Origin of the sequence: Peribacillus sp. FSL R5-0717, from assembly GCF_038002945.1 — a bacterium.
In the GTDB taxonomy this organism is placed as follows: domain Bacteria; phylum Bacillota; class Bacilli; order Bacillales; family DSM-1321; genus Peribacillus; species Peribacillus frigoritolerans.
In genome coordinates, this window is the sequence record NZ_JBBOOF010000001.1 from 2,375,620 (window position 1) to 2,398,310 (window position 22,691).

At 42.3% G+C, this 22,691-nt stretch carries 24 protein-coding genes; 1 reads left to right on the top strand and 23 read right to left on the bottom strand.

Translation table 11 applies throughout. From position 1 onward, the window contains the following. Nucleotides 1–192: 192 nt before the first annotated feature. Nucleotides 193–465 carry a sporulation transcriptional regulator SpoIIID gene (gene spoIIID / locus NYE65_RS11560; RefSeq protein ID WP_034315767.1) on the bottom strand — a complete coding sequence of 91 codons (273 nt, stop codon included), beginning with the start codon at nucleotides 463–465 and terminating at the stop codon, nucleotides 193–195. A gap of 433 nt (nucleotides 466–898) precedes the next feature. Beyond that, nucleotides 899–1,888, bottom strand: a complete 990-nt coding sequence (locus NYE65_RS11565) for a peptidoglycan DD-metalloendopeptidase family protein (RefSeq protein ID WP_340860973.1) — start codon at nucleotides 1,886–1,888, stop codon at nucleotides 899–901. Between the two features lie 153 nt (nucleotides 1,889–2,041). On the opposite strand from NYE65_RS11565, the gene NYE65_RS11570 reads away from it, so the two are divergent. Beyond that, entirely contained in the window at nucleotides 2,042–2,467 is a 426-nt protein-coding gene (locus tag NYE65_RS11570) for a VanZ family protein (RefSeq protein ID WP_057278178.1), read from the top strand. Nucleotides 2,468–2,487: 20 nt separating this feature from the next. Here NYE65_RS11570 and spoIID read toward each other — a convergent pair whose 3' ends face one another. The 21 genes from spoIID to atpF form a co-directional block, all read right to left on the bottom strand. Beyond that, nucleotides 2,488–3,525 carry a stage II sporulation protein D gene (gene spoIID / locus NYE65_RS11575; protein WP_223255874.1) on the bottom strand — a complete coding sequence of 346 codons (1,038 nt, stop codon included), beginning with the start codon at nucleotides 3,523–3,525 and terminating at the stop codon, nucleotides 2,488–2,490. A gap of 199 nt (nucleotides 3,526–3,724) precedes the next feature. Then, on the bottom strand, nucleotides 3,725–5,026 hold the full coding sequence (gene murA / locus NYE65_RS11580) for a UDP-N-acetylglucosamine 1-carboxyvinyltransferase (protein WP_034315774.1): 1,302 nt from the start codon (nucleotides 5,024–5,026) through the stop codon (nucleotides 3,725–3,727). Between the two features lie 32 nt (nucleotides 5,027–5,058). Further along, nucleotides 5,059–5,808 (bottom strand): YwmB family TATA-box binding protein, encoded by a 750-nt coding sequence (locus tag NYE65_RS11585; RefSeq protein ID WP_328175747.1) that lies wholly within the window; start codon nucleotides 5,806–5,808, stop codon nucleotides 5,059–5,061. Between the two features lie 158 nt (nucleotides 5,809–5,966). Further along, on the bottom strand, nucleotides 5,967–6,209 hold the full coding sequence (locus tag NYE65_RS11590; protein ID WP_034315776.1) for a DUF1146 family protein: 243 nt from the start codon (nucleotides 6,207–6,209) through the stop codon (nucleotides 5,967–5,969). A 149-nt stretch (nucleotides 6,210–6,358) separates the two neighbouring features. Beyond that, on the bottom strand, nucleotides 6,359–7,885 hold the full coding sequence (gene nuoN, locus NYE65_RS11595; protein ID WP_328109696.1) for an NADH-quinone oxidoreductase subunit NuoN: 1,527 nt from the start codon (nucleotides 7,883–7,885) through the stop codon (nucleotides 6,359–6,361). Between the two features lie 3 nt (nucleotides 7,886–7,888). After that, nucleotides 7,889–9,412, bottom strand: a complete 1,524-nt coding sequence (locus tag NYE65_RS11600) for a complex I subunit 4 family protein (RefSeq protein ID WP_328175748.1) — start codon at nucleotides 9,410–9,412, stop codon at nucleotides 7,889–7,891. Continuing rightward, on the bottom strand, nucleotides 9,409–11,280 hold the full coding sequence (gene nuoL, locus NYE65_RS11605) for an NADH-quinone oxidoreductase subunit L (RefSeq protein WP_328175749.1): 1,872 nt from the start codon (nucleotides 11,278–11,280) through the stop codon (nucleotides 9,409–9,411). Before nuoL ends, NYE65_RS11600 begins: the two co-directional genes overlap by 4 nt. Before the next feature lie 34 nt (nucleotides 11,281–11,314). Continuing rightward, on the bottom strand, nucleotides 11,315–11,629 hold the full coding sequence (nuoK, locus tag NYE65_RS11610; RefSeq protein WP_034315785.1) for an NADH-quinone oxidoreductase subunit NuoK: 315 nt from the start codon (nucleotides 11,627–11,629) through the stop codon (nucleotides 11,315–11,317). Beyond that, nucleotides 11,626–12,144: an NADH-quinone oxidoreductase subunit J gene (locus tag NYE65_RS11615; protein WP_328175750.1), complete on the bottom strand. Its 519-nt coding sequence runs from the start codon at nucleotides 12,142–12,144 to the stop codon at nucleotides 11,626–11,628. Before NYE65_RS11615 ends, nuoK begins: the two co-directional genes overlap by 4 nt. After that, a complete protein-coding gene (nuoI, locus tag NYE65_RS11620) occupies nucleotides 12,141–12,560 on the bottom strand; it encodes an NADH-quinone oxidoreductase subunit NuoI (protein WP_328175751.1) in 420 nt (139 codons plus the stop codon). The genes NYE65_RS11615 and nuoI overlap by 4 nt, the downstream gene beginning before the upstream one ends. Nucleotides 12,561–12,593: 33 nt before the next feature. Further along, on the bottom strand, nucleotides 12,594–13,601 hold the full coding sequence (gene nuoH, locus NYE65_RS11625) for an NADH-quinone oxidoreductase subunit NuoH (RefSeq protein ID WP_328175752.1): 1,008 nt from the start codon (nucleotides 13,599–13,601) through the stop codon (nucleotides 12,594–12,596). After that, nucleotides 13,602–14,699, bottom strand: coding sequence for an NADH-quinone oxidoreductase subunit D (locus tag NYE65_RS11630; protein ID WP_268591329.1), 1,098 nt, complete (start codon nucleotides 14,697–14,699; stop codon nucleotides 13,602–13,604). It abuts the gene before it with no gap. Nucleotides 14,700–14,704: 5 nt separating this feature from the next. Further along, nucleotides 14,705–16,063, bottom strand: coding sequence for an NADH-quinone oxidoreductase subunit C (locus NYE65_RS11635; protein ID WP_340860974.1), 1,359 nt, complete (start codon nucleotides 16,061–16,063; stop codon nucleotides 14,705–14,707). Beyond that, nucleotides 16,064–16,540, bottom strand: a complete 477-nt coding sequence (locus NYE65_RS11640) for a NuoB/complex I 20 kDa subunit family protein (RefSeq protein ID WP_170946902.1) — start codon at nucleotides 16,538–16,540, stop codon at nucleotides 16,064–16,066. It abuts the gene before it with no gap. A 26-nt stretch (nucleotides 16,541–16,566) separates the two neighbouring features. Next, nucleotides 16,567–16,941 carry an NADH-quinone oxidoreductase subunit A gene (locus NYE65_RS11645; protein ID WP_057278185.1) on the bottom strand — a complete coding sequence of 125 codons (375 nt, stop codon included), beginning with the start codon at nucleotides 16,939–16,941 and terminating at the stop codon, nucleotides 16,567–16,569. Nucleotides 16,942–17,281: 340 nt separating this feature from the next. Continuing rightward, a complete protein-coding gene (locus tag NYE65_RS11650; RefSeq protein WP_034315803.1) occupies nucleotides 17,282–17,683 on the bottom strand; it encodes a F0F1 ATP synthase subunit epsilon in 402 nt (133 codons plus the stop codon). 25 nt (nucleotides 17,684–17,708) lie between these two features. Beyond that, nucleotides 17,709–19,106 (bottom strand): F0F1 ATP synthase subunit beta, encoded by a 1,398-nt coding sequence (gene atpD / locus NYE65_RS11655; protein ID WP_034315806.1) that lies wholly within the window; start codon nucleotides 19,104–19,106, stop codon nucleotides 17,709–17,711. Nucleotides 19,107–19,194: 88 nt separating this feature from the next. Beyond that, nucleotides 19,195–20,055 carry a F0F1 ATP synthase subunit gamma gene (locus tag NYE65_RS11660; RefSeq protein ID WP_340860975.1) on the bottom strand — a complete coding sequence of 287 codons (861 nt, stop codon included), beginning with the start codon at nucleotides 20,053–20,055 and terminating at the stop codon, nucleotides 19,195–19,197. Between the two features lie 37 nt (nucleotides 20,056–20,092). Next, the gene (gene atpA, locus NYE65_RS11665; protein WP_034315812.1) at nucleotides 20,093–21,601 is read right to left on the bottom strand and encodes a F0F1 ATP synthase subunit alpha; all 1,509 of its coding nucleotides are present in this window, start codon (nucleotides 21,599–21,601) and stop codon (nucleotides 20,093–20,095) included. A 24-nt stretch (nucleotides 21,602–21,625) separates the two neighbouring features. Beyond that, nucleotides 21,626–22,162 (bottom strand): F0F1 ATP synthase subunit delta, encoded by a 537-nt coding sequence (locus NYE65_RS11670; RefSeq protein ID WP_034315814.1) that lies wholly within the window; start codon nucleotides 22,160–22,162, stop codon nucleotides 21,626–21,628. Then, entirely contained in the window at nucleotides 22,159–22,677 is a 519-nt protein-coding gene (atpF, locus tag NYE65_RS11675; protein ID WP_057278186.1) for a F0F1 ATP synthase subunit B, read from the bottom strand. Before atpF ends, NYE65_RS11670 begins: the two co-directional genes overlap by 4 nt. Between the last annotated feature and the right edge of the window lie 14 nt (nucleotides 22,678–22,691).

Genomic DNA, 22,691 nt, shown 5'->3' on the forward strand with positions numbered 1-22,691 from the left:
ACTATTATTTCCTATTTTGACAATATGTAAAAAAAATCAATGCCTTATGTACTACCTTACCGCATTTTACCATTAAAAAAATCCGGCATGGAACCGCATCAAGGTTAAGAAAAAGCTGACACTCACTTTCATGTCCCCTTATTCATTCCCCGATAGCCCGATTCACTTCCAATTGCCGGAATGATTCAAGTATCATTTAACGATTTCTTCTTCTCTTTCAGAACGTTTGTATTTTAATTTTGTCGCTTCTCCACCTCTAAGGTGACGAATGGATTTATGATAATCCAATATATCCTTCACTTCGTTAGCCAAATCAGGATTAATTTCTGGCAGCCTCTCAGTTAAGTCTTTATGCACTGTGCTTTTAGAGACTCCGAACTCTTTTGCAATGACGCGGACTGTTTTTCTAGTTTCCACGATATACTTTCCTATCTTGATAGTTCTTTCTTTGATGTAATCGTGCACACCACTCGACCTCCCCAAATTGGATGTGAGAAGTGTGAAATGAGATTCGTATTTTTCGAATCGAATACCGCTGCCCTATAAACAATGAAAGATAGAATTATTCACCTATTAGATAATTTGTAATAAACGATTCCTCACCTCAAACACTCTCTTTGCATGGTTTATAACATCTTATTAGCTTGGTTAAGAATATATGCCTAATGGGACAGGAGGTTTGGATTTATTTCTGAATTTCATCTGTTTATTTTATTAAACGTAAATTATTTCCCGAGAAATTTGTCAGAAATTCAAAGGTTTCAGCATATTGGCCAATATTTCCCCGAAAGAAAAAAAGAAGCCGTTCAAAGTGAACGGCCTCCTTTTACCAAATTTTCAGTTGTTGTCATTCGTAACGCTCTAGGTTTTTGTTTTGATTTTATTAAAAATCTTAATCTTAATTAGATTGATTTAACGAATCTTTTAAGGAATCGCTTTCTTCAGTTGTATCTTCACCAGGGACAGAGCCTTCCTCATCAGTGCCACTCTCTAAATCAGTGCTCTCGTCAGTTTCGTCAACTGCAGGCGTTTCTTCTTTGTCAGCTTCAGATCCTTCGACTGCAGGTGTTTCTTCTTTGTCAGCTTCAGACCCTTCCACTGCAGGTGTTTCTTTGTCAGTTTCTGATCCTTCGACTGCAGGTGTTTCTTTGTCAGCTTCTGATCCTTCGACTGCAGGCGTTTCTTCTTTGTCAGCTTCAGCTTCAGTTGCAGATTGAATCGCAGAAGCTTGTTTATCAACAAAATCAAGTGGGTTTAACGCAATGTTATCTTTTCTGATTTCGAAGTGGACATGTACGCCAGCCTCTTCATTGATTTGGCTTTTTCCGGCTGTAGCAATTGCTTGTCCTTGTTTCACTTTGTCACCGACTGCAACCTTAATGTCTTTAACAGATTGATAACGAGTAACAACACCATCTTCATGCTCTACTTCAACTAAATTTCCAAGTAACGCATCGTCTTGAACTTTCGTTACATTTCCACTTAAAGAAGCTTTTACATCGAAAGACTTTCCATCTTCCATTGCAATGTCTATACCTTTGTTTTGCTCATATCTATTGTTGTAGAAAACCAATGCTTCTTCTTGTGCCTTTTCATCCGCATTCACATCATAAAACTGTTTCTTGATAACCGATTTGTCTGCATCGGCCACAGGCATCTTGATTGTCTCAAGATTGCTATTAACCTCTACAGAAGGCTCACCATAGTTTTTTCCTGTTTCAGCCGATTCCTCTTTGCCATCTTTAGCTGAATCATTAAAACTATTTTGTAATAAGAAGGCCGCGGCTAAGATTATGGCTGCACTTGCGATATAGATTGCTGATAATGCCCAACGTTGTTTTAGTATACGTCGGATTGTGGAAGTTGGTTTCTTTTCTTCCTCTCTCATATTAATCACCTCAGCAATCATTCTGAACATTTTGTTAAAATTATATACATTCAGGAAAAAAATTTTTTTGGATTTATTTTGTGGAAATGAAACCGATTTTATTCGTAGAATGGTAAAATGTTTGGTATCTTACTGTTGAAGGATGTTTAAATCATGAAAAAAGCTTTTAAACTTGTGTTAACGTTATTGCCCTTTCTATATATGATTGCCATTTGGATAATGTCGAGCAACCCCGATGATATGATTCTTGATCTTCCCTCATCGTCATTTGACCGATTTATCAAAGAGGCACTTCATTTGGTCGAATTTGCCCTTTTGTATATATTATTTGTTTCGGCACTTGCTGCACACCAAAAACTGAGACCTGGTTTAAGCCTGTTGGCTGCCCTTGTAGCTTGCCTTTATGGAGTGATCGATGAATACCATCAATCTTTCGTCCCGTACCGCTCCTCTAGCATAATAGATGTCATTAAAGATATCATTGGGGTAGCTGCAGTTTATTTTCATGTCCAATATCATTATTTCAAGCGTAAACGGGGCTTTTTGACCTTTATAGAAAAATTAAACGAAAAGAAATGAGAGATGGGAATTCCCATCTCTCATTTTTTTGCCGTCATCGTATTCAGCCACTTACTTGAAGACTGAACTTTGACGCCTTTATAATAATATTTCACGATGTCTTCATAGGTTTTCCCTTCCCTGGCCATGCCATTAGCACCGTATTGGCTCATTCCAACTCCGTGTCCAGATCCTTTTGTCGTGATCACAATCCGGTTGCCTTGACGCTCCCAGTCAAAATCGGAAGATGTCAGCCCGAGCTTCTCACGAATCTGTTTTCCTGTCATTTTCTTTCCTCCGATATCCACTACACCTACGCGATTACCCGATGTTCTTTCAATGACAGTTCCTATGGATGTTCCCGAAGAAAGACTTACACCCAGTTTTCTTTCAAAATCTGCAGTAGCGACTACTACTTTATTATAAAACTTTGGTGATTCTTCTTTATCCCATGGACTGGATACACTTTTTAAATAGGGGAATTCAGCTTGCCAATAGTCCTCTGAATTCTCCGTATAGCCATTGCTTGTCGAAAAAAAAGTGGCAGTAATCGGTTTTCCTTCATAGGTTAAGATTTGACCCGCCGTTTCTTTTATGGCCTTGTTAATTTTTTGCATTTTCCATTTATAATCAGAGCCCCACTGTTTCTTCAGCTCATCATTATTCTTATAAACTTGGTGCATGACCGTATCGCTTACATCGGCACCATCGGGCAAGCCTAATCGACTTTCGCTTATGAGCTGATTGACAATATAGGTTCTCGCCGTCAACGCTTGTGCTTTCAGCGCTTCTTCTTCAAAATCTGCTGGCATTTCAGCCGCAACCACACCACTCAAGTACGATTCAATCGGCAGTTTTTCAATCCTTTTTGCTGATGTGCGGTAAACGGCAACTTCTACGGAACTCATTTCATTTGCCGCTACCTCTTTGCCCTCACTCTTCCCTTTCTTTTCCAATTGCTCGGTTAACTGCCCACTTGTCTTATCATTTGAAAATGGAAGCACAAGCACTGCCGGAATCATGATAATTACGAATGCTACTGCTATGAATAGTACGACCATCGGTTTGATTGCTTTCAAATTCCTGAGCCTCCCTACACTTGTTCTCTGCCGTATTATCGTATCCAGCAGGTATCTTTACATAACAAATGTATGTCGAAGGACAAGCATTTATGAATAGAAAAACGACAACTATTTAACTGTCGGTCAAGAATCCGAAACATGATAAAAAAACCATTCACGGTTCGGAGACTCGAACGTGAATGGTTTTATAAGCTACTTATGCGTTTAAATCTGCAATTTTTTTTGTTTCAGCAGGCACATCTTCGTTAATACGTTCCACATCAGCACCTAGAGATGCCAATTTACCATGGAAATTCACGTATCCTCTGTCAAGATGCTTTAATTCTGTAACACGTGTAATGCCATCTGCAACCAATCCAGTCAGGATGAGCGCTGCAGCGGCACGTAAATCTGTTGCAGCTACTTCAGCACCTTGAATGTTAGTTGGACCATTAACGATAACGGAACGGCCTTCTATTTTAATATTGGCATTCATGCGACGGAATTCTTCAACATGCATGAAACGGTTTTCGAAAACGGTCTCCGTAATCATACTTGTTCCTTCAGCACGCAGTAATAATGCCATCATTTGCGATTGCATATCAGTCGGGAAACCAGGATGCGGCATTGTTTTGATGTCAATGGCCTTCAAGGTTTTTGGACCGATAACGCGTAATCCATCTTCTTCTTCAAGAATTTTAACGCCCATTTCCTCCATTTTAGCAATAAGGGAAGTAAGGTGTTCAGGTACAGCTCCTTGAACAAGAACATTGCCGCCAGTAAGAGCGGCCGCTGTCATGAATGTACCAGCTTCGATACGGTCAGGTATAATCGTATGTTCAGTGCCATATAATTTATCGACACCTTCGATTCTCATCGTACCAGTACCGGCACCTCTGACTTTGGCACCCATTTTATTAAGGAGATTCGCAAGATCTACAATTTCAGGCTCTTTGGCCACATTTTCAAGAATCGTAATACCTTCAGCAAGCGTAGCAGCCATCATGATGTTTTCGGTGGCACCAACACTTGGGAAGTCAAGATACACTCTTGCACCCTTAAGTCTGCCTTCTACCTCGGCATCAATGAAACCATTGCCGACCTTCACTTTTGCTCCCATCGCTTCAAAGCCCTTTAAATGCTGGTCGATAGGACGTGATCCGATGGCACAGCCACCAGGAAGAGCAACGCGGGCCCGGCCATTCCTTGCCAGTAATGAGCCCATCACTAAAACGGAAGCTCTCATTTTACGTACATATTCAAATGGTGCTTCTTCTAATAACTCTCTTGATGCATCTACAGTTACTTGATTGTCATGAAAGGCAACATCTGCATTTAAGTTGCGCAATACTTCATTGATTGTATATACATCGGAGAGCGTAGGAACATCTTTAATGATACTTTTCCCATCACTTGCTAATAATGTTGCAGCGATAACTGGCAAAACGGCGTTTTTAGCACCTTCTACTTTAACTGTCCCGCTAAGCCTTTTTCCGCCGCGGACGATGATTTTTTCCAAAAGTATTCCCCTCCGCGTCCATTTTCTCTATATTAATATTCAAACGTTATGATTGGTGTGCCAACTACAAAGTTCGTTCGGTCACCCAATCCTTCTGTCCGTAGCCCAAACTGCAAATTTAATTTTTCTTTTGTCAAAGGTTGTTTAAACAAAGTTGAATGTGCAGATATAGATGTAAAGTTTGTTTCGTGCACACTCTCAATTTCCCTTGCTTGGAACATATCTAACAGGTCTTCAGTTTTAGAGTTTAAAACCGAATCCATATTATCATTGATAGACCCTTTAATACAAGAAAAAATTGAAGGAGTTCCTATAAATAGGTCATTCACCCTGTTTTGGAACGTAGCGGAAAAAAAGGCATTATTGGCTTTCTTCCACTTTTTCCCCTTCACTTCGTAAATAACATAGGTAACTTTATCAAATTTCTCTTCCGTTGTCATTATTTTGATAGACTCGGTCAGACCTGAATCGACATTGTAAGTTAACGCCTCAGCCTTCCAGCCGGAAGCATCATCTTTCCGATGCCATTGAAATTGAGGGTATTTTCGTTTTAAAGCTGTAACTTCGCTTTCAAACTCTTGTTTAGTTGTAATCTCTTTATTTATTTCTCTAGTGAGTACAGACCAATCCCCTATGTCTAAATCTTTATCTTCCTGTAACAGTCCCACCATTTTAACTATATCTGGTTTACTTTCTGCCACAATCGTACTATTCCCAATTAAAATCACCGTCAAACCGAGAAATACTATGTATGTTAACATTTTTTTATTTAAAAAATACATGTTAAATCCCTCCCCTTTTACACATTCTTTCCATAAGGAGAGAGATCATACTTCGAGTTTTCCGACAATTGGTGACACCTTCCCATTAAACTTGCAGGAAGCAATAGCGAATACAAGAGTAGAATCATATTTTGCTATAAGAATATTCTTACAGCTTATCAGTCATTACTAAACATATACGGAAGTTGGTTTGCAAATCCCAGGTAGTCGAGGAAGAAATTACTTACAACTGAACCGATGGCAACCGTTAATAAAATATATAATACCCTGGCCTTGATTACCGAATTGGATCTTAACATTTTATCAAAATGTAATGCCTGTAAAGCCCACCAGGTAACTGCAATGAAAAACAAGTGTGCAATTATTCCTGTCAAAGCCTGCTGTCCCATTGCTGAAAACATGTACATACCTCCTAAAAGACACCCGAGTTCTATTCTAACACAAAACCCCTTCATATTTGGAATTAAAAAGGAAGAATTGCAAAATATCTTTTTAAAACTGTAAATAGAGGCTTGATCCAATGGAACAAGCCTCTGATACAGGCATTATATCATTTACTCGAAATAAAGTCTGTAAAATCACCAAATTGATCATGAATAAAATCAAAGGCAATATTTGGCGCCACCCCGAAAAGTATGGTGCCTATTACGCATATGATCAATACAATGTGAAGACCCGGACGAATTTTAATGACCTTCTCTGAATGAATCGGTCGGAAAAAGACCTGCACCAATAATCCGAAATAATACACATAGGACACAATGGTACCTGCAATCATGATTCCCGCAAGGACGAAATGTCCAGGCTCCGTTATGAATGTCCCAAGAAAAATATTGAGTTTGCCTATGAAACCTGTCGTCCCGGGAATTCCAGCAAGCGACAGGATGAATACGGTGAATGCCATGGCAAGATACGGGGATTTCCTCCCCATTCCTGCAAGAATGCTGATATCTTCGGACCCACTTTGACTGGAGAGCAGCTGAATGACTGCAAATACACCGATATTCATTAATACATAAGCCATTAGGTAAAACCAGACAGTATCAAGCAGGAAATATCCCCCGCCCAATGTTGCCACCGCCACAAGCAGGTAACCCGCATGAGCGATGCTTGAATAGGCAAACATTCGTTTTAAATTTTGCTGCCTTAACGCAACCACATTTCCAATGATGATCGTCAGCCCCGCCAATGAAGCTATATAAATATTATTTTTATCCAAAAAATCTAGCGCCCCGAACGTATCACCGGAAGCCGTTAGGTACAACGAAAGAAAAAGGCGCAGGATGATGACGAAACCCGCCATTTTCGAAATTACACTCAAGAAGGCTGCGACCGGTGTCGGTGCCCCTTCATAGACATCCGGCGCCCACATATGAAACGGTGCGGCAGCTATCTTGAAGGATACACCGACAAATACCATGAAGAAAGCGAGCCCCATGATGTATTGCAGCTGCCCGTCCGTCATCGCAGCCATCGTCCTGCTCATTTCGCCTAGATTGACGGAACCGGTCACTCCATATAAATAGCTCATCCCGAATAAAGTGATTGCTGTGGAAATGCCTCCGTTTATCACATACTTCATGGACGCTTCGTTGGACTTCCGATCATGCTTGCGCATTCCGACTAATATATAAGATGAAAGTGAAAGAAGTTCCAGTCCAACGAACAGCGTGATCAAATCACCGCTTGAGGACATGACCATCGCTCCAAGCAAAGCGGTCAGGAACAGATAATAAAATTCCCCCCGGTGCTCCCGCAGCCCCTCTTGCGGTTCATATCCTTCAGCCAGAAGGATGATCAGGGCAGCTCCGAATAATAGTAGCAGCTTAAAAGCTTTTGCAAATGAATCTAAACGAAACGTATCGGATAAGATACTGACTGTCTCAAAGGACAGCAGGCTAATCAGTGACAAACATGCCAAAATGATTCCAGTTAGCGCGAGCCATGCCAGTTTTCTCCGATTAAAGTGCTTCGGCCAGAATAAATCCAGTATCGAAAGAATCATGGTCGTTCCAAGAATGATGAATTCCGGCATCATCGCTCCCCAATCATAAGAAAGCATCGTGTTCCAATCCATCCTTCATCGCCCCCCTAGAGCAAGCATCATGGCTTCAATCGTTCCTTGAAGAGGCCCGCCTAACAAATTTGGGTATACCCCAACAGATATTATCAAACCGAGAAGAACCAACGCCGGAAAAAACTCCCAGCCCCTTAGGTCCCAATTCTCTTTTTCTATCAAGCTATCATTTTTCCCGAAAGTCATAAGCATGACCGCCCTCAGTACATAAACAGCGGTTAATACCAGCCCGATCACCCCTACTGCCGCAAGCAACGGCTGACTCTTGAATAAGCCAAGAAATACCATGAATTCACTGATGAAACCGGACATGCCAGGCAATCCGAGTGAAGCCATCCCGCCAGCTAACATAAACCCTGAAAAAATCGGCATCGACTTGGCCAGCCCTCCAAGCTTAGGAAGCATCGTGGTCCCTGTACGCTCATACAACGCACCCACCAAGAAAAACAACAAAGCAGCAATTAGCCCGTGTGAGATGACTTGAAAAATAGCTCCCTGAATGCCCGCTTCATTCAAGGCTCCCAGCCCCATCATGACGATACCCATATGCGAGATTGATGAGTAGGCTAAAACGAGCTTGAAATCCGTTTGTACCAATGCCAGAAAAGCACCATATAAAAAACTGAGGACCCCAAATAGGACTATGGTAAAGGCCAAGCTTTTATATTGTTCAGGAAATATCCCCATTCCAAACCGGATGATTCCGTACGCCCCAATTTTCAATAAGACACCGGCATGTATCATGACTATGGATGGAGGTGCTTCTGCATGGACCCGCACCATCCAGCTATGAAAGGGAAAGACCGGCAGCTTTATCGCAAATGCCACGAGAAATGCAAGACATAAACCATATTTCATCGAACCGGATATGGGTGCAAAAAGCGAAACGCCGCCCATTGTCATCATCTGTGTCAATGCTGTAATGTTGGTCGTACCTGTCCTGGCAAACAAAATCAAAATGGCCACCAATAAAACAGCCGAACCAATGCCATTATAGATCAGAAAACTATAAGAAGCTTTCTCCCTCTCCAGAAAGCCCCATCTGCCAATCAAAAAGAAAGCAGGAATCAAAGTCATTTCGAAAAAGATGAAAAAAAGGATCAAATTTTCTGCCGTGAAGACACCGAGCATTCCAATCTCCAGGATCAAAAATAATAAATAATACCCTTTCCATTCTTTTTTTATATAAATGGATGCGATTGCGGCCAGTGATGAAATGATTGTTGTCAGTAATATGAAGATGAGACTTAAGCCATCCAGCCCCAACTCAAAATCAACCGTGAAGAGCTTGGGATCATACATCTCCAAATTTCCAAACCTGATCCAATTCAACTTAATGTCAAATATGGATAGGGCCACACCCGTATAATATTGGCTGCAAAGAAAGAATGATAGGAAAAGGGGAGGCAGTGTTCCGAAAAAACCAAATTGTTTAATCGTCCTTTCCTCTTTTTTCGGCATGAGGGCAACCATCACGATGCCCAGCAGCGGTGAAAACACTAAAAGCGAGAGCAAATAGACATTCATCTTAGATACCCCCCAGTTACTGCAAAAATCACCAACAGTACCGCAAGTCCCAGAAAGGCTATCATGCCATATTGCTGTACCTGTCCCGTTTGCAGTTTAGACCCTATTTTCCCCAATCCTTCTATTGAACTTGTTACAGTGGAAACAAGGCCACCGACAATGAATTTTTCAATATAAGATAGGAATATACTAAAGCCTTTGATTGCATAGCCTGCAGTAAAATGATAAATCTCATCAATGTAATACTTATTTTCCAAAATCCTATATACCTCGGAGTTTTCTTTGACAAGCCATTCCCGAGATAACTTCTTTTTAACGTATATCATATAAGCAAGGTAAATCCCGGCCAGCGACACAAGCACGGCCATCAACATTATCCAAACGGGCCCCTCACTATGGCTGGCGCCTAAAAGAGCTTCATTTCCCTCCACAAGCCATTCCCCAAGAAAAGCTCCAAACCACGGTGTTTGGATATACCCACCGATTACAGCAAGCAAAGCCAATGCGAGCATGGGAATTAGCATGATGAAAGGTGATTCCTTGACCTGTTCTGCCTGACTGCGTGAATCGCCTGCAAACATCATGAAAAACAGCCGGAACATATAAAACGCAGTTAAAAAGGAGGTAACCACCGCTAGACCAAACAATATATAACTACCATTCTCCCAAGCTGCCATTAGAATTTCATCTTTACTGAAAAAGCCCGAGAGCAACGGAAACCCCGATATCGCCAACGTGCCAGTCAAGAACAGCGGACCGGTCCAATTCAACTTACGCCATAAGCCGCCCATTTTTTCCATATCCTGTGTATGTATAGCATGAATAACACTGCCTGCTGCCAAAAACAGCAAAGCTTTAAAAAAGGCATGGGTCATTAAATGAAACACCCCGGCCACATATCCCGAAGTACCCAAAGCAAGCATCATAAAACCAAGCTGAGAGATGGTCGAATAGGCCAATACACGCTTAACATCCTTTTGCACTATGGCAATACTTGCGGCAAGTATGGCTGTAATCCCACCTGTTATGGCCACTACCTGCATCGCAGCAGAACTAGCCATGAATAACGGAAACATGGCCGCCACCAGGTATACCCCTGCAGCAACCATGGTTGCTGCGTGTATCAATGCGGAAACCGGAGTCGGGCCTTCCATTGCGTCCGGAAGCCATGTATGAAGTGGAAATTGTCCAGACTTCCCAACCGCACCGATAAAAATCAAAATAGCAATTAATGTCAGTTTTTCACTTGATATCATGCCCGACTGAACGGCTTGAAAGATCTCTCCATATTCAAAGCTGCCTGTTTCCCAGAATAGTAGAATGATGCCGATTAATAGCCCTACATCCCCAATCCTGGTCATGATGAATGCCTTCTTCGCCGCAGCCTTAGCTTCCAGTTTATAAAAGTAAAAACCAATGAGCAGGAAAGACCCCACCCCGACCAATTCCCAGAAGATATAAAGTTGTAATAAATTGGGTGCCATGACTAGTCCAAGCATGGCAAAGGTGAAGAAGCCCAGATAAGCATAAAAAATGGAGAATCGCACTTCACCCTTCATATACCCCTTCGAATATATCTGGACAAGCAGGCTGACAAGGGAAACGACCACAAGCATCAAGGCATTGAGCTGATTGATTTCGAATCCAGCTGAAAGTTGCGTCCCTCCGAAGGAAAGCCAATCTATCGATATATTATAAGTAGGTTCTTTAAATCGCTCGATCAGGACAAGCAACGATAAAACGAACGAAGCCACTGTACATATTATTCCTATAAAAGCGCCTCGTTCCCGCAACCGCCCGCCTGATAGAAGCAGAACCAGAAACGTGACGAGTGGAAAGATCGGTATGAGCCATGCGTGCTCCATCATCGTATCAAATCCCCTTCTTCAATTATATAAACCTTCAATTCTTCATCATTTCCATTTCATCGACATTGACCGTCTTACGATTGCGATAAAGGGACATTAGTATGGCCAGCCCTACAGCTGCCTCAGCTGCAGCAATCGTAATCGTGAATAAGGAAAAAACTTGACCCGTAATGGATGGCGTTACCCCGAATTTACTGAAGGCCACTAAATTGATATTTGCAGCGTTCAGCATCAGCTCGATTGAAATCAAAACAATGACCGCATTTCTTTTCGTCAAGGCACCATACAGCCCTATACAAAATAAAACGAGAGCCAATACAAGATAAGCCGACAAAGGAACTCCCGTCATGATCGATCTCCCTCCTCATCATCTTTTTTAGCCAATACGATGGCACCGACTAAAGCAACAAGCAGGAGTACCGACATCACTTCAAATGGAATTACATATTTTGAAAAAATTTCGATTCCTATTTGCTTTGTATTTTCCTCATGCAACGCCGTTGGCTGTACAGGTATATTTAGATTATAAATCCCCAGATACACCGCTACGGCAAATCCGGCAATCGCTGCCAGCAAGGAGAAATTCCCCCAGCCCCCTTTAGCCGGTGCATCATTTTCCTGGTGTTTTGTCAGCATAATCCCGAATAGCATCACGATCGTAATTGCCCCTGAATAAATAAGGATTTGGACAATGGCGACAAACTCTGCCGAGAGCAACATATAAATGCCTGCAATGCCCAAGAAAGTAAAAACAAGTGCGATAACCATGTGCACCACTTTTGTTAAGGTAATCAGCAACACCCCGCCTACTATCGCGACAAGTGCCAAACCAATAAAGGCAATTAATTCACCCGACAAACTCATACTTTATTCACCTTCCGGATATTTTCATCATTTTCATCCAGCCACTCCAGGTTTTTAAATAGATGATCACGGCTATACTCGGCAAGCTCGAATTGATTCGTCATCACGATCGCTTCTGTAGGGCAGACCTCCGTACATAAATCACATAAAATGCAAATCTCGAAATTGATGTCATACGTCTCGATGATTTTCCCTTTTTTCGACGGGTCCGGATGTTTCTTACCAGTTAATTGAATACAATCCGTTGGACAAATCGTCACGCATTGATTGCATACGATACACTTTTCAGGATAGAATTTTTGGATTCCGCGAAATCGGTCAGGGAGCGGAAGCGGCTCATTCGGGTAGCCATAAGTCACTTTTTTCCTCGTCAAGTTCTTTAATGTATAGGTTAAACCTTTTGCTAAACCAAGCATATAAATCCCTCGCTTTCCGACCAGCTTAAGTTTCTAAAAAAGGTTAAGCAATTCTTTTATTACTGCCGTCAAAAATATATTTGCCAATGCAACCGGAAGCAGCACTTTCCATCCGAATTCCATCAATTGATCAGCCCTTATCCGAGGAAAGGTTACACGGATCCAGACCAATATATAGAATACGGCACTGAACTTCAGACCGAACCAGATGGCCGCCGGAATAAAATCCAAAAACGGAATAGAATTCCATCCCCCTAAAAATAATACAGTGGTTAGCGTTGCCATTGCAAACATATACACATATTCGGATAACATAAAGAAGGCCCAGCGAAATCCAGAGTATTCAACATGATAGCCTGCTACAAGTTCGGATTCCGCTTCCGGAAGATCAAAAGGAACCCTGTTCAACTCGGCAACCGATGCAATGAAAAACACGATGAATGCAACCGGCTGAAGAAAAATGAACCAAACCTTTTCCTGGGCTGCAACTATATCATTCAAGTTTAAACTGCCTGTTATGAGGACGATGCCCACTAGCGACATCACCAAAGGGATCTCATAAGATATCATTTGCGCGGCTGCCCTCATTCCGCCAATCAAAGAATACTTATTATTGGATGCCCAACCTGCAGTGACGATGCCGATGGTCGATATGCCGGAAATCGCCATATAATAAAGCAGTCCGACACCTATATCAGCAAATTGGAAGGCATCGGTGAACGGCAAGGTGGCAAGGACCATGAAAGCGGGAGCAAAAGCAATTACCGGAGCTAAAATATATAACGGCTTATCAGCTTTCTTGGGTATCGTATCTTCCTTGATCAAAAGTTTCAAAACATCAGCAACGGTCTGTAAAAGACCCCATTTCCCTCCAACTTGGTTTGGGCCGACACGCATCTGCATGAATCCCATGATTTTACGCTCTGAAAGGATTCCATAGGTTACAAACCCTAATACGACAAACAGGAGCAGGACTGCCAAACCGAAAAAAATGCCAAAATTCAGCAGGCTTGGAGCGGAGTGGAGAAGATCCTTGATCATTTATCCATCCACCTCCCCTAACACGATATCGATTGCACCTAAAATCGTTATCAAGTTCGCCATATTTTCCCCCTCCAATAATTTCGGAAGAATTTGCAGATTATAAAACGAAGGTCTGCGGAATTTCAAGCGGTATGGCTCCTTTTTCCCTTCACTCGCGATATAACAGCCTATTTCCCCTCTTGGTGATTCAATTCGGACAAATGCCTCACCCTTAGGAACCTTTATTATTTTAGGGACCTTAGCAAGGACCGGCCCTTCTGGAAATTGCTCAACCGCCTGCTCGATGATTTTCAGTGACTCTTCGATTTCTTCCATTCTACAATGATAGCGTGAAAAGGCATCACCCTCTTCCCTTGTAGGAACATCGAATGTGAACCTGTCATAAATGGAATATGGTTCATTTTTTCGTAAATCCCACTTCACACCTGTACACCTTAAGTTGGCACCGCTAAGCGAATACTGCAAGGCTTCTTCCTTCGAATAGATGCCCACCCCTTTAACCCGATTAACAAAGATTTCATTCCCTGTCACAAGCTCATGGTAACCGACAAGCTGCTCCCTCATATAAGGGACAAACTCGGCAACCTTCGCAATCCAGTCTTCAGGAGCATCCCATTTCACACCTCCGACACGCATATAATTGAATGTTAGGCGTGCCCCTGACAATTCAGTCAATAAATTAACGATCATTTCACGTTCTCGGAATGCGTAAAGGAAAGGACTCGTCGCACCTATATCCAGCAAGTATGTGCCCCACCAGACGAGGTGGCTTGCAACTCTGCCCAATTCCATTGCGATGACCCGCAAATATTCTGCCCTTTCAGGGATCTCAACCCCCATCATTGTCTCAACAGCATGGCAAAGTACATAATTATTTGTCATTGCCGCCAGATAATCGAGCCGGTCAGTATATGGGATTATTTGTGTATATTGCAGATTTTCCGCTAGTTTTTCCGTACCGCGATGCAGATACCCGATGACAGGTGTAGCCTCTTTGATAATCTCACCGTCAATCTTGATGACAAGCCGAAAAACACCATGTGTACTCGGATGCTGCGGCCCGACATTGAGAAGCATTTCTTCCGTCCTTAACATAGGGCTTACACCTCCACATCATAAGGCTCATAATCTTTTCTAAGGGGATACCCTTTCCAATCTTCCCCAAGTAAAATCCGCTTTAAATCAGGGTGTTCATAAAAGTTAATGCCCAATAAATCATACGCCTCACATTCTGGCCAATTTGCACCTGACCATAATGGGACCAATGATGGGATAACGGGAGTATCCCTATCAAGCTTCACCTTCAAGGCAACTGATTGGTTCATTTTGAATGAGTGTAAATGTACATAGATTTCCATATGGGATTCAAAATCCGTACCATGAAGTTCCGATAAATACGAAAAGTCAAGCTGTTCATCATACCGCAGAAATTTGGCTATTGAGAAATATGTATCCGGATTAGCCACTAAAGTGGGTACATCTTTTGATAGTCTATTAATATAGTTCTCTAATAATGCCCCATGTCCTACATGGCTTTCAATAGCAGAAACAATTTGATCGAGTTTCGACTGATTTGGGGAAATTTCGCTAGGGGTGTCAGCTTCCTCGCTTTCCTGTGCAGCAGTCCTGTTCTTCGCAGCAGCAGCCGCTTTCGCTTTGGAAGCGGCTGCTGCCTTCGCCTTGGCCGCTGCCGCCGCCTTTTGCTTCGCTATATCCATTTCGACTTCCGGCTTTTCTGCCGCTTCTTCTTTCGCCTGTTTTTTGGCCAGCGCGGCTGCCTTTGCCTTAGCCGCTGCCGCCGCCTTTTGCTTCGCTATATCCATTTCGACTTCCGGCTTTTCTGTCGCTTCTTTCGCCTTTTTTTTGGCCAGTGCCGCTGCCTTTGCCTTAGCCGCTGCCGCCGCCTTTTGCTTCGCTATATCCATTTCGACTTCCGGCTTTTCTCCCGCTTCTTCTTTAGCCTGTTTTTTGGCCAGTGCTGCTGCCTTTGCCTTGGCCGCTGCCGCCGCCTTTTGCTTCGCTATATCCATTTCGACTTCCGGCTTTTCTCCCGCTTCTTCTTTAGCCTGTTTTTTGGCCAGTGCTGCTGCCTTTGCCTTGGCCGCTGCCGCCGCCTTTTGCTTCGCTATATCCATTTCGACTTCCGGCTTTTCTCCCGCTTCTTCTTTAGCCTGTTTTTTGGCCAGTGCTGCTGCCTTTGCCTTGGCCGCTGCCGCCGCCTTTTGCTTCGCTATATCCATGTCGACTTCCGGCTTTTCTGCCGCTTCTTCTTTCGCCTGTTTTTTGGCCAGCGCGGCTGCTTTCGCCTTGGCCGCTGCCGCCGCCTTTTGCTTCGCTATATCCATTTCGACTTCCGGCTTTTCTGCCGCTGCTTTCGCCTCTTTTCGGGCCAATGCTACAGCCTTCGCCCTGGCCGCGGCCTCTGCCTTTTGTTTCGCTAAGTCTTCCTTTTCACTCATCTATATCACCCGCTTTCCGGTTTTCGCCTCATAACGGATTTTTTCTTTTAATTTATTGATCCCGTAAATAAGTGCAGCTGGGTTTGGGGGACAACCCGGTATATATACATCGACAGGTACAATTTGATCTACCCCTTTGACCACTGAGTAAGAGTGAACATAAGGCCCGCCAGCAGTTGCACAGGAGCCCATTGCAATAACCCATTTCGGTTCTGGCATTTGTTCGTATAATCTACTTATTATTGGAGCCATTTTTTTCGTTACTGTTCCTGAAACAATCATGACATCCGATTGTCTGGGGGATGTCCGAAAAAAAGAACCAAATCGGTCCAAATCATAATGAGAGGAGCCGACACCCATCATTTCAATTGCACAACATGCCAAACCGAAAGTCATTGGCCAGAGTGAGTTACTTCTAGCCCAGCCTTTTATTTGTTCAAGTGTGGATAAGAAAATACTGTGGCGCATTTCTTCCATTTCTTTAGGGGTAAGTTCATCCAACTTCAATTCCACTTTAACACCTTCTTTTTCCAAGCATAGATTAGCCCTAGCATAAGGATCACGACAAAAAACAGCATTTCAATCAATGCAAACAGTCCGAGTTCATCATAGGCAACCGCCCATGGGTAAAGAAAAACCGTTTCTACATCAAATATGACGAACATCAATCCAAATAGATAATACCTGACATTGAATTGAACCCTTGAATCCTGAAAAGGTTCGATTCCGCTTTCATAAGTCGTATACTTCATATCTGTCGGTTTATAAGGCCTTAGCAGTCTACCAAGAAATAAAGCGATCACAGGTAATAAAATTCCGAGACAAAGGAAAACAAATACAATTAAATAATTATTTTGGTAAATATGCAGCTGTCCCATGTTCATCTCCCTTTATGGATATATCATGTTAAATGGCTACAATTTAAGTTTGCTTGTCTTCATTTTGGATACGTTATAAATATTATGCAGGGTAACATTCTTTTAGAAGCAACGTGAAAGGAGGGGTATTGAAGCAATAAATGTAAGCGTATACATTATAACATTAGGATAAAAGCATGTCGACGAGTTAAGGTTTAAAATGGAAAATACTTTACTCTATAATTCGACATTTTACTACTAATTCTGATATTCCATGTCAATAATCTTCAAAAACCATCTGGATAAAAAAACACCTGATCTTACCACGAATGGTTTGATCAGGTGTTTTCATCAATTAAAGTTATCGCATTTCTGCAATTTGGATTCGGTTGATTGCACGTTTAAGCGCTAAATCAGCTCTTTTGGCATCATTTGATCCATCATTGTTCTGCAATCTTTGTTCAGCACGGGCTTTTGCTGCTTGAGCACGTGCAAGATCGATAGTTTCAGCTCTTTCAGCAGATTGAGCTAAAATGGTTACCACATCAGGGCGAACTTCTAAGAAGCCACCATTTACAGCTACATAGTCTGTGTTGCTTCCATTTTTAAGACGGACAGCACCAATGGTAAGCGGGGCTACAGTTGGAACGTGTCCAGCCATGATTCCCAGCTCACCGCTTTTAGCTTTAGTGCTTACCATTTCAACTTCTGCATCATATACTGGGCCATCGGGAGTAACAACATTGACTTTAATGGTCTTCATTTCATTCCCTCCTAGGTCCCTTTAATTAAGCCATTTCTTTTGCTTTAGCAACAACTTCTTCGATGCGGCCAACTAGACGGAAAGCATCTTCTGGAAGTTCGTCATATTTTCCAGCTAGGATATCTTTGAATCCTTGGACTGTTTCTTTAACTGGTACATAAGATCCCTTTTGACCAGTGAATTGTTCAGCCACGTGGAAGTTTTGTGACAAGAAGTTTTGAATTCTACGAGCACGTTGAACGATTACTTTTTCGTCTTCGCTTAATTCGTCCATACCTAAGATGGCAATAATATCTTGAAGTTCTTTATATTTCTGTAAAGTCGATTGCACTTGACGAGCCACTTTATAGTGCTCAGCCCCAACGATTTCTGGGCTAAGGGCACGAGAAGAAGACGCCAATGGATCAACTGCAGGGTAGATACCCATTTCAGAAAGTTTACGCTCAAGGTTAGTTGTTGCATCCAAGTGAGCGAAAGTTGTAGCTGGAGCCGGATCCGTATAGTCATCGGCAGGTACATAGATCGCTTGAATGGATGTAACTGAACCTTTATTTGTTGAAGTGATACGTTCTTGCAATTGGCCCATTTCAGTAGCAAGAGTTGGTTGGTAACCAACCGCTGAAGGCATACGTCCTAGTAGGGCGGAAACCTCAGAACCTGCTTGTGTGAAACGGAAAATGTTATCGATGAAGAATAGAACGTCTTGTCCTTGTTCGTCACGGAAATATTCAGCCATTGTCAAACCGCTAAGAGCTACACGCATACGTGCACCTGGCGGCTCGTTCATTTGTCCGAATACCATTGCCGTTTTCTTGATAACACCGGAATCAGTCATCTCGTAGAAAAGGTCATTACCTTCACGAGTACGCTCACCTACACCAGCGAATACCGAGATACCGCCGTGCTCTTGTGCGATGTTATTGATAAGTTCTTGGATAAGTACAGTTTTACCAACACCGGCTCCACCGAAGAGACCGATTTTACCACCTTTGATGTAAGGAGCAAGTAAATCTACTACTTTAATACCAGTTTCAAGAATTTCAACTGTTGTTGATAAGTCCTCAAAAGTTGGTGCTTGTCTGTGAATTGGATCACGGCGCACCTCTGCTGTAAGTGGTTCGAATAGGTCAATGTTTTCCCCTAATACGTTGAAAACGCGGCCTAGTGTTACTTCACCTACAGGAACGGAAATTGGAGCTCCTGTATCAACAGTCTCTGCACCACGGGTTAAACCATCAGTGGAAGACATTGCTACAGTACGAACTGTATTATCACCTAGTTGAAGGGCTACTTCAAGAGTTAGTCCTGTACCAGACGCTGTATTTTCGATTCTTAACGCGTTATAGATCTTAGGAAGTTGTCCGTCTTCGAATTTCACGTCAACAACCGGACCCATAACTTGAGTAACGCGTCCTATATTCATCGTTTTCCCTCCTAACGTTGCTTATAACGACAATCTAGTTTATGGAACGGCCAAGCATCGTCCGGTCCGACCGTCCCTTTAATAATTTTTATTCTAAAGCTGCTGCACCGCCGACAATTTCCGTTATTTCTTGAGTAATCGCGGCCTGACGTGCACGGTTATATTGCAATGAAAGTGAATCAATCAATTCTTTAGCATTATCGGTCGCATTTTTCATTGCAGTCATACGTGCAGAGTGCTCACTTGCTTTACCATCTAGCAAAGCACCATAAATTAAACTTTCTGCGTACTGAGGCAGTAATACCTCAAGGATTTCTTCTGCATTCGGTTCAAATTCATAAGAAGTCATTGCTGCATTGGAAGTATTAAAGTCAGCTAACGGAAGGACTTGCGTTTCCGTTATATCCTGCTGGATTGGGCTGACATAATGGTTATAGTACATGTAAAGCTCATCACACAGTTCATTTAGATACAAATTCACTGTTGATTTTGCAAGGGAGCTAATGTCAGCGAAAGAAGGCTGATCAGGAACTCCAGTTACTTCAAGCTCTACGTGCATGTTACGGCTGACAAAGAAATCACGGCCAACCCTTCCGATTGCGATAATGACGAACTCATCATTGGATTTATGGCGTTCAAGAATGGTTTTATGAACGTGGCGAAGGATACTACTATTGTATGCTCCTGCCAATCCGCGGTCCGATGTGATTACCAGGTAACCGGTTTTCTTAACTGGACGCGAGACAAGCATTGGATGAGATGCACCCGTACTTCCGTTCGCAATACTTGATACTACTTCTTGAATTTTATCCATATATGGAACATATGCTTTAGCATTAGCTTCAGCACGGTTCATTTTAGAAGCAGATACCATCTGCATCGCTTTTGTAATTTGACTCGTCTTTTTCGTTGAAGTAATCCGAGACTTAATATCGCGTAAAGAGGCCATTCATTCTCACCACCCTTTATAAATTAGTTAGACCTTATTATTCAGAAATAACGAAGTTCTTTTTGAACTCGTTAATTGCAGCAACGATAGCAGCATCTTCAGGAAGACCTTTCGTTGTGCGAATGTGATCTAATAATTCCGGATGAGAACGATCTAGGAATACATAGTATTCTTCTTCAAAACGAAGGATATCCGATACTGGAATATCATCTAAATGACCTTTAGTCAATGCATAGAAAATCATGACTTGTTTTTCAACTTTGATCGGTTTGTTTAGATCTTGTTTTAGAACTTCAACTGTACGAGCACCACGGTTAAGTTTTGCTTGAGTTGCAGCATCAAGATCAGAACCGAATTGAGAGAATGCTTCCAATTCACGATAAGAAGCCAAGTCTAGACGTAAAGTACCAGCAACTTTCTTCATCGCTTTAATTTGTGCAGATCCACCAACACGGGATACGGATAGACCAGCGTTAATCGCAGGACGTACACCCGAGAAGAACAAATCGGATTGCAAGAAGATTTGTCCATCAGTGATGGAAATTACGTTTGTTGGAATGTAAGCAGAGATGTCGCCTGCTTGTGTTTCAACAAATGGAAGCGCAGTGATTGAACCGGCACCTAAAGTGTCATTCAATTTAGCTGCACGCTCAAGTAAACGGGAGTGCAAGTAGAATACATCCCCTGGGAATGCTTCACGACCTGGAGGACGGCGAAGTAGCAAGGAAAGTTCACGGTATGCAGATGCTTGTTTAGAAAGATCATCATAAACCACAAGAACGTGCTTACCAGCGAACATGAACTCTTCACCCATAGTCACACCAGCATATGGCGCTAGGTATAAAAGTGGTGCTGGTTGAGAAGCTGATGCAGATACAACGATTGTGTAATCCAATGCACCATTTTTACGCAGTGTTTCAACAGTTCCACGAACAGTTGATTCTTTTTGACCGATAGCCACATAGATACAGATCATATCTTGGTCAGCTTGGTTAAGGATTGTATCGATCGCAACTGATGTTTTACCAGTTTGACGGTCACCGATGATTAACTCACGTTGTCCACGTCCGATAGGTACTAGCGCATCGATTGCTTTAATTCCTGTTTGTAATGGTTCATGAACAGATTTACGGTCCATAACACCTGTAGCAGGGCTTTCGATTGGACGAGTTTTTGTTGTAGCGATTGGACCAAGACCATCTAATGGTTGTCCTAACGGATTCACGACACGCCCGATTAATTCTTCTCCAACTGGTACTTCCATGATACGGCCAGTACGGCGTACTTCACTGCCTTCTTGAATGTCTCTGAATGGTCCAAGAATAACAACACCTACGTTATTTTGCTCAAGGTTTTGTGCCAATCCCATTGAACCATTAGAAAATTCTAAGAGCTCCCCAGCCATTGCATTGTCTAAACCATGAACGCGAGCGATACCATCACCAACAGTGATTACTGTACCTACATCGCTTACTTTAATTTCCGACTGATAGTTTTCAATCTGCTTTTTAATCAGCGCACTGATTTCTTCAGCTTTGATGCTCATGAATTTCACCCCTATCTGTGAATATTAACCTAATAGTTGTTTGCTAAGGCGATCAAGCTTCCCACGTATCGTTCCGTCATAAATACGGTTACCGATTTGAAGTTTGATACCGCCAAGAATATTGCTATCCGTAACATTAGTGATACGCAAATTACGTTTGCCGATCTTTGCAGCAAAAGCTGAAGACACAGCCTCCGCTTCAGCTTCAGTTAATGGATTTACTGTATAAACAGTCGCATCCGCAACTGAATTTTCTTCATTCGCAAGTTCAATGAACTCTTGTGCCATAGGAATCACTTCATCTGTACGATGACGCTCCACCATTAACATTACAGTGTTTCGAACGGAAGACGAAAGACTTGCAAATGCATTTGCAAGCATTGTATTTTTTGCATCTCTAGTCATTTTAGGATGAGCCAAGAAGCTTAATAGATCTTTATCATTTGTGAAAACTTCATTCACTATGCGAAGCTCTTCTTCAAGTTGGTTAATGAGATTTTGCTCTTTCGCAATTTGGAAAAGAGCTACAGCATAACGTCCTGCTACAGTTATATCGCTCATTTACCTTCTCCTGCCTCTTGAATATATTCATTGATTAGTTTTTCTTGATCAGCTGATGAAAGTTCTTTCTCAATCACCTTAGAGGCGATCATGACAGATAATGAAGCTACTTGCTCGCGTAAGGCGGCAACTGCTTTTTCTCTCTCTTGAACGATTTCACGTTTTGCTGATTCTTTAACACGTTCAGCCTCTGCACGCGCTTGATTAATAATATCTTCGCGTTGTGCTTCGCCTTGCTGCTTAGCATTCTCTATAAGTTGTCCCGCTTCAGTGCGAGATTGTTTTACGATTTCACGCTGTTCTTCTAAATATTTCAGTGCTTCTTTTCGGCTAACTTCAGCTGCTTCAATTTCATTCGCAACATGCTCTTCACGTTCTTTCATGATGCCCATTAGCGGACCCCATGCAAACTTCTTAAGCAACGCTAACAAAATAATAAAGATTACAAGCTGGTATATGATATCCCCACCATTAAAGTGGACTGCTTGACCAAGAACAAAATTGCTTGTTAACACGCTCGGTTCACTCC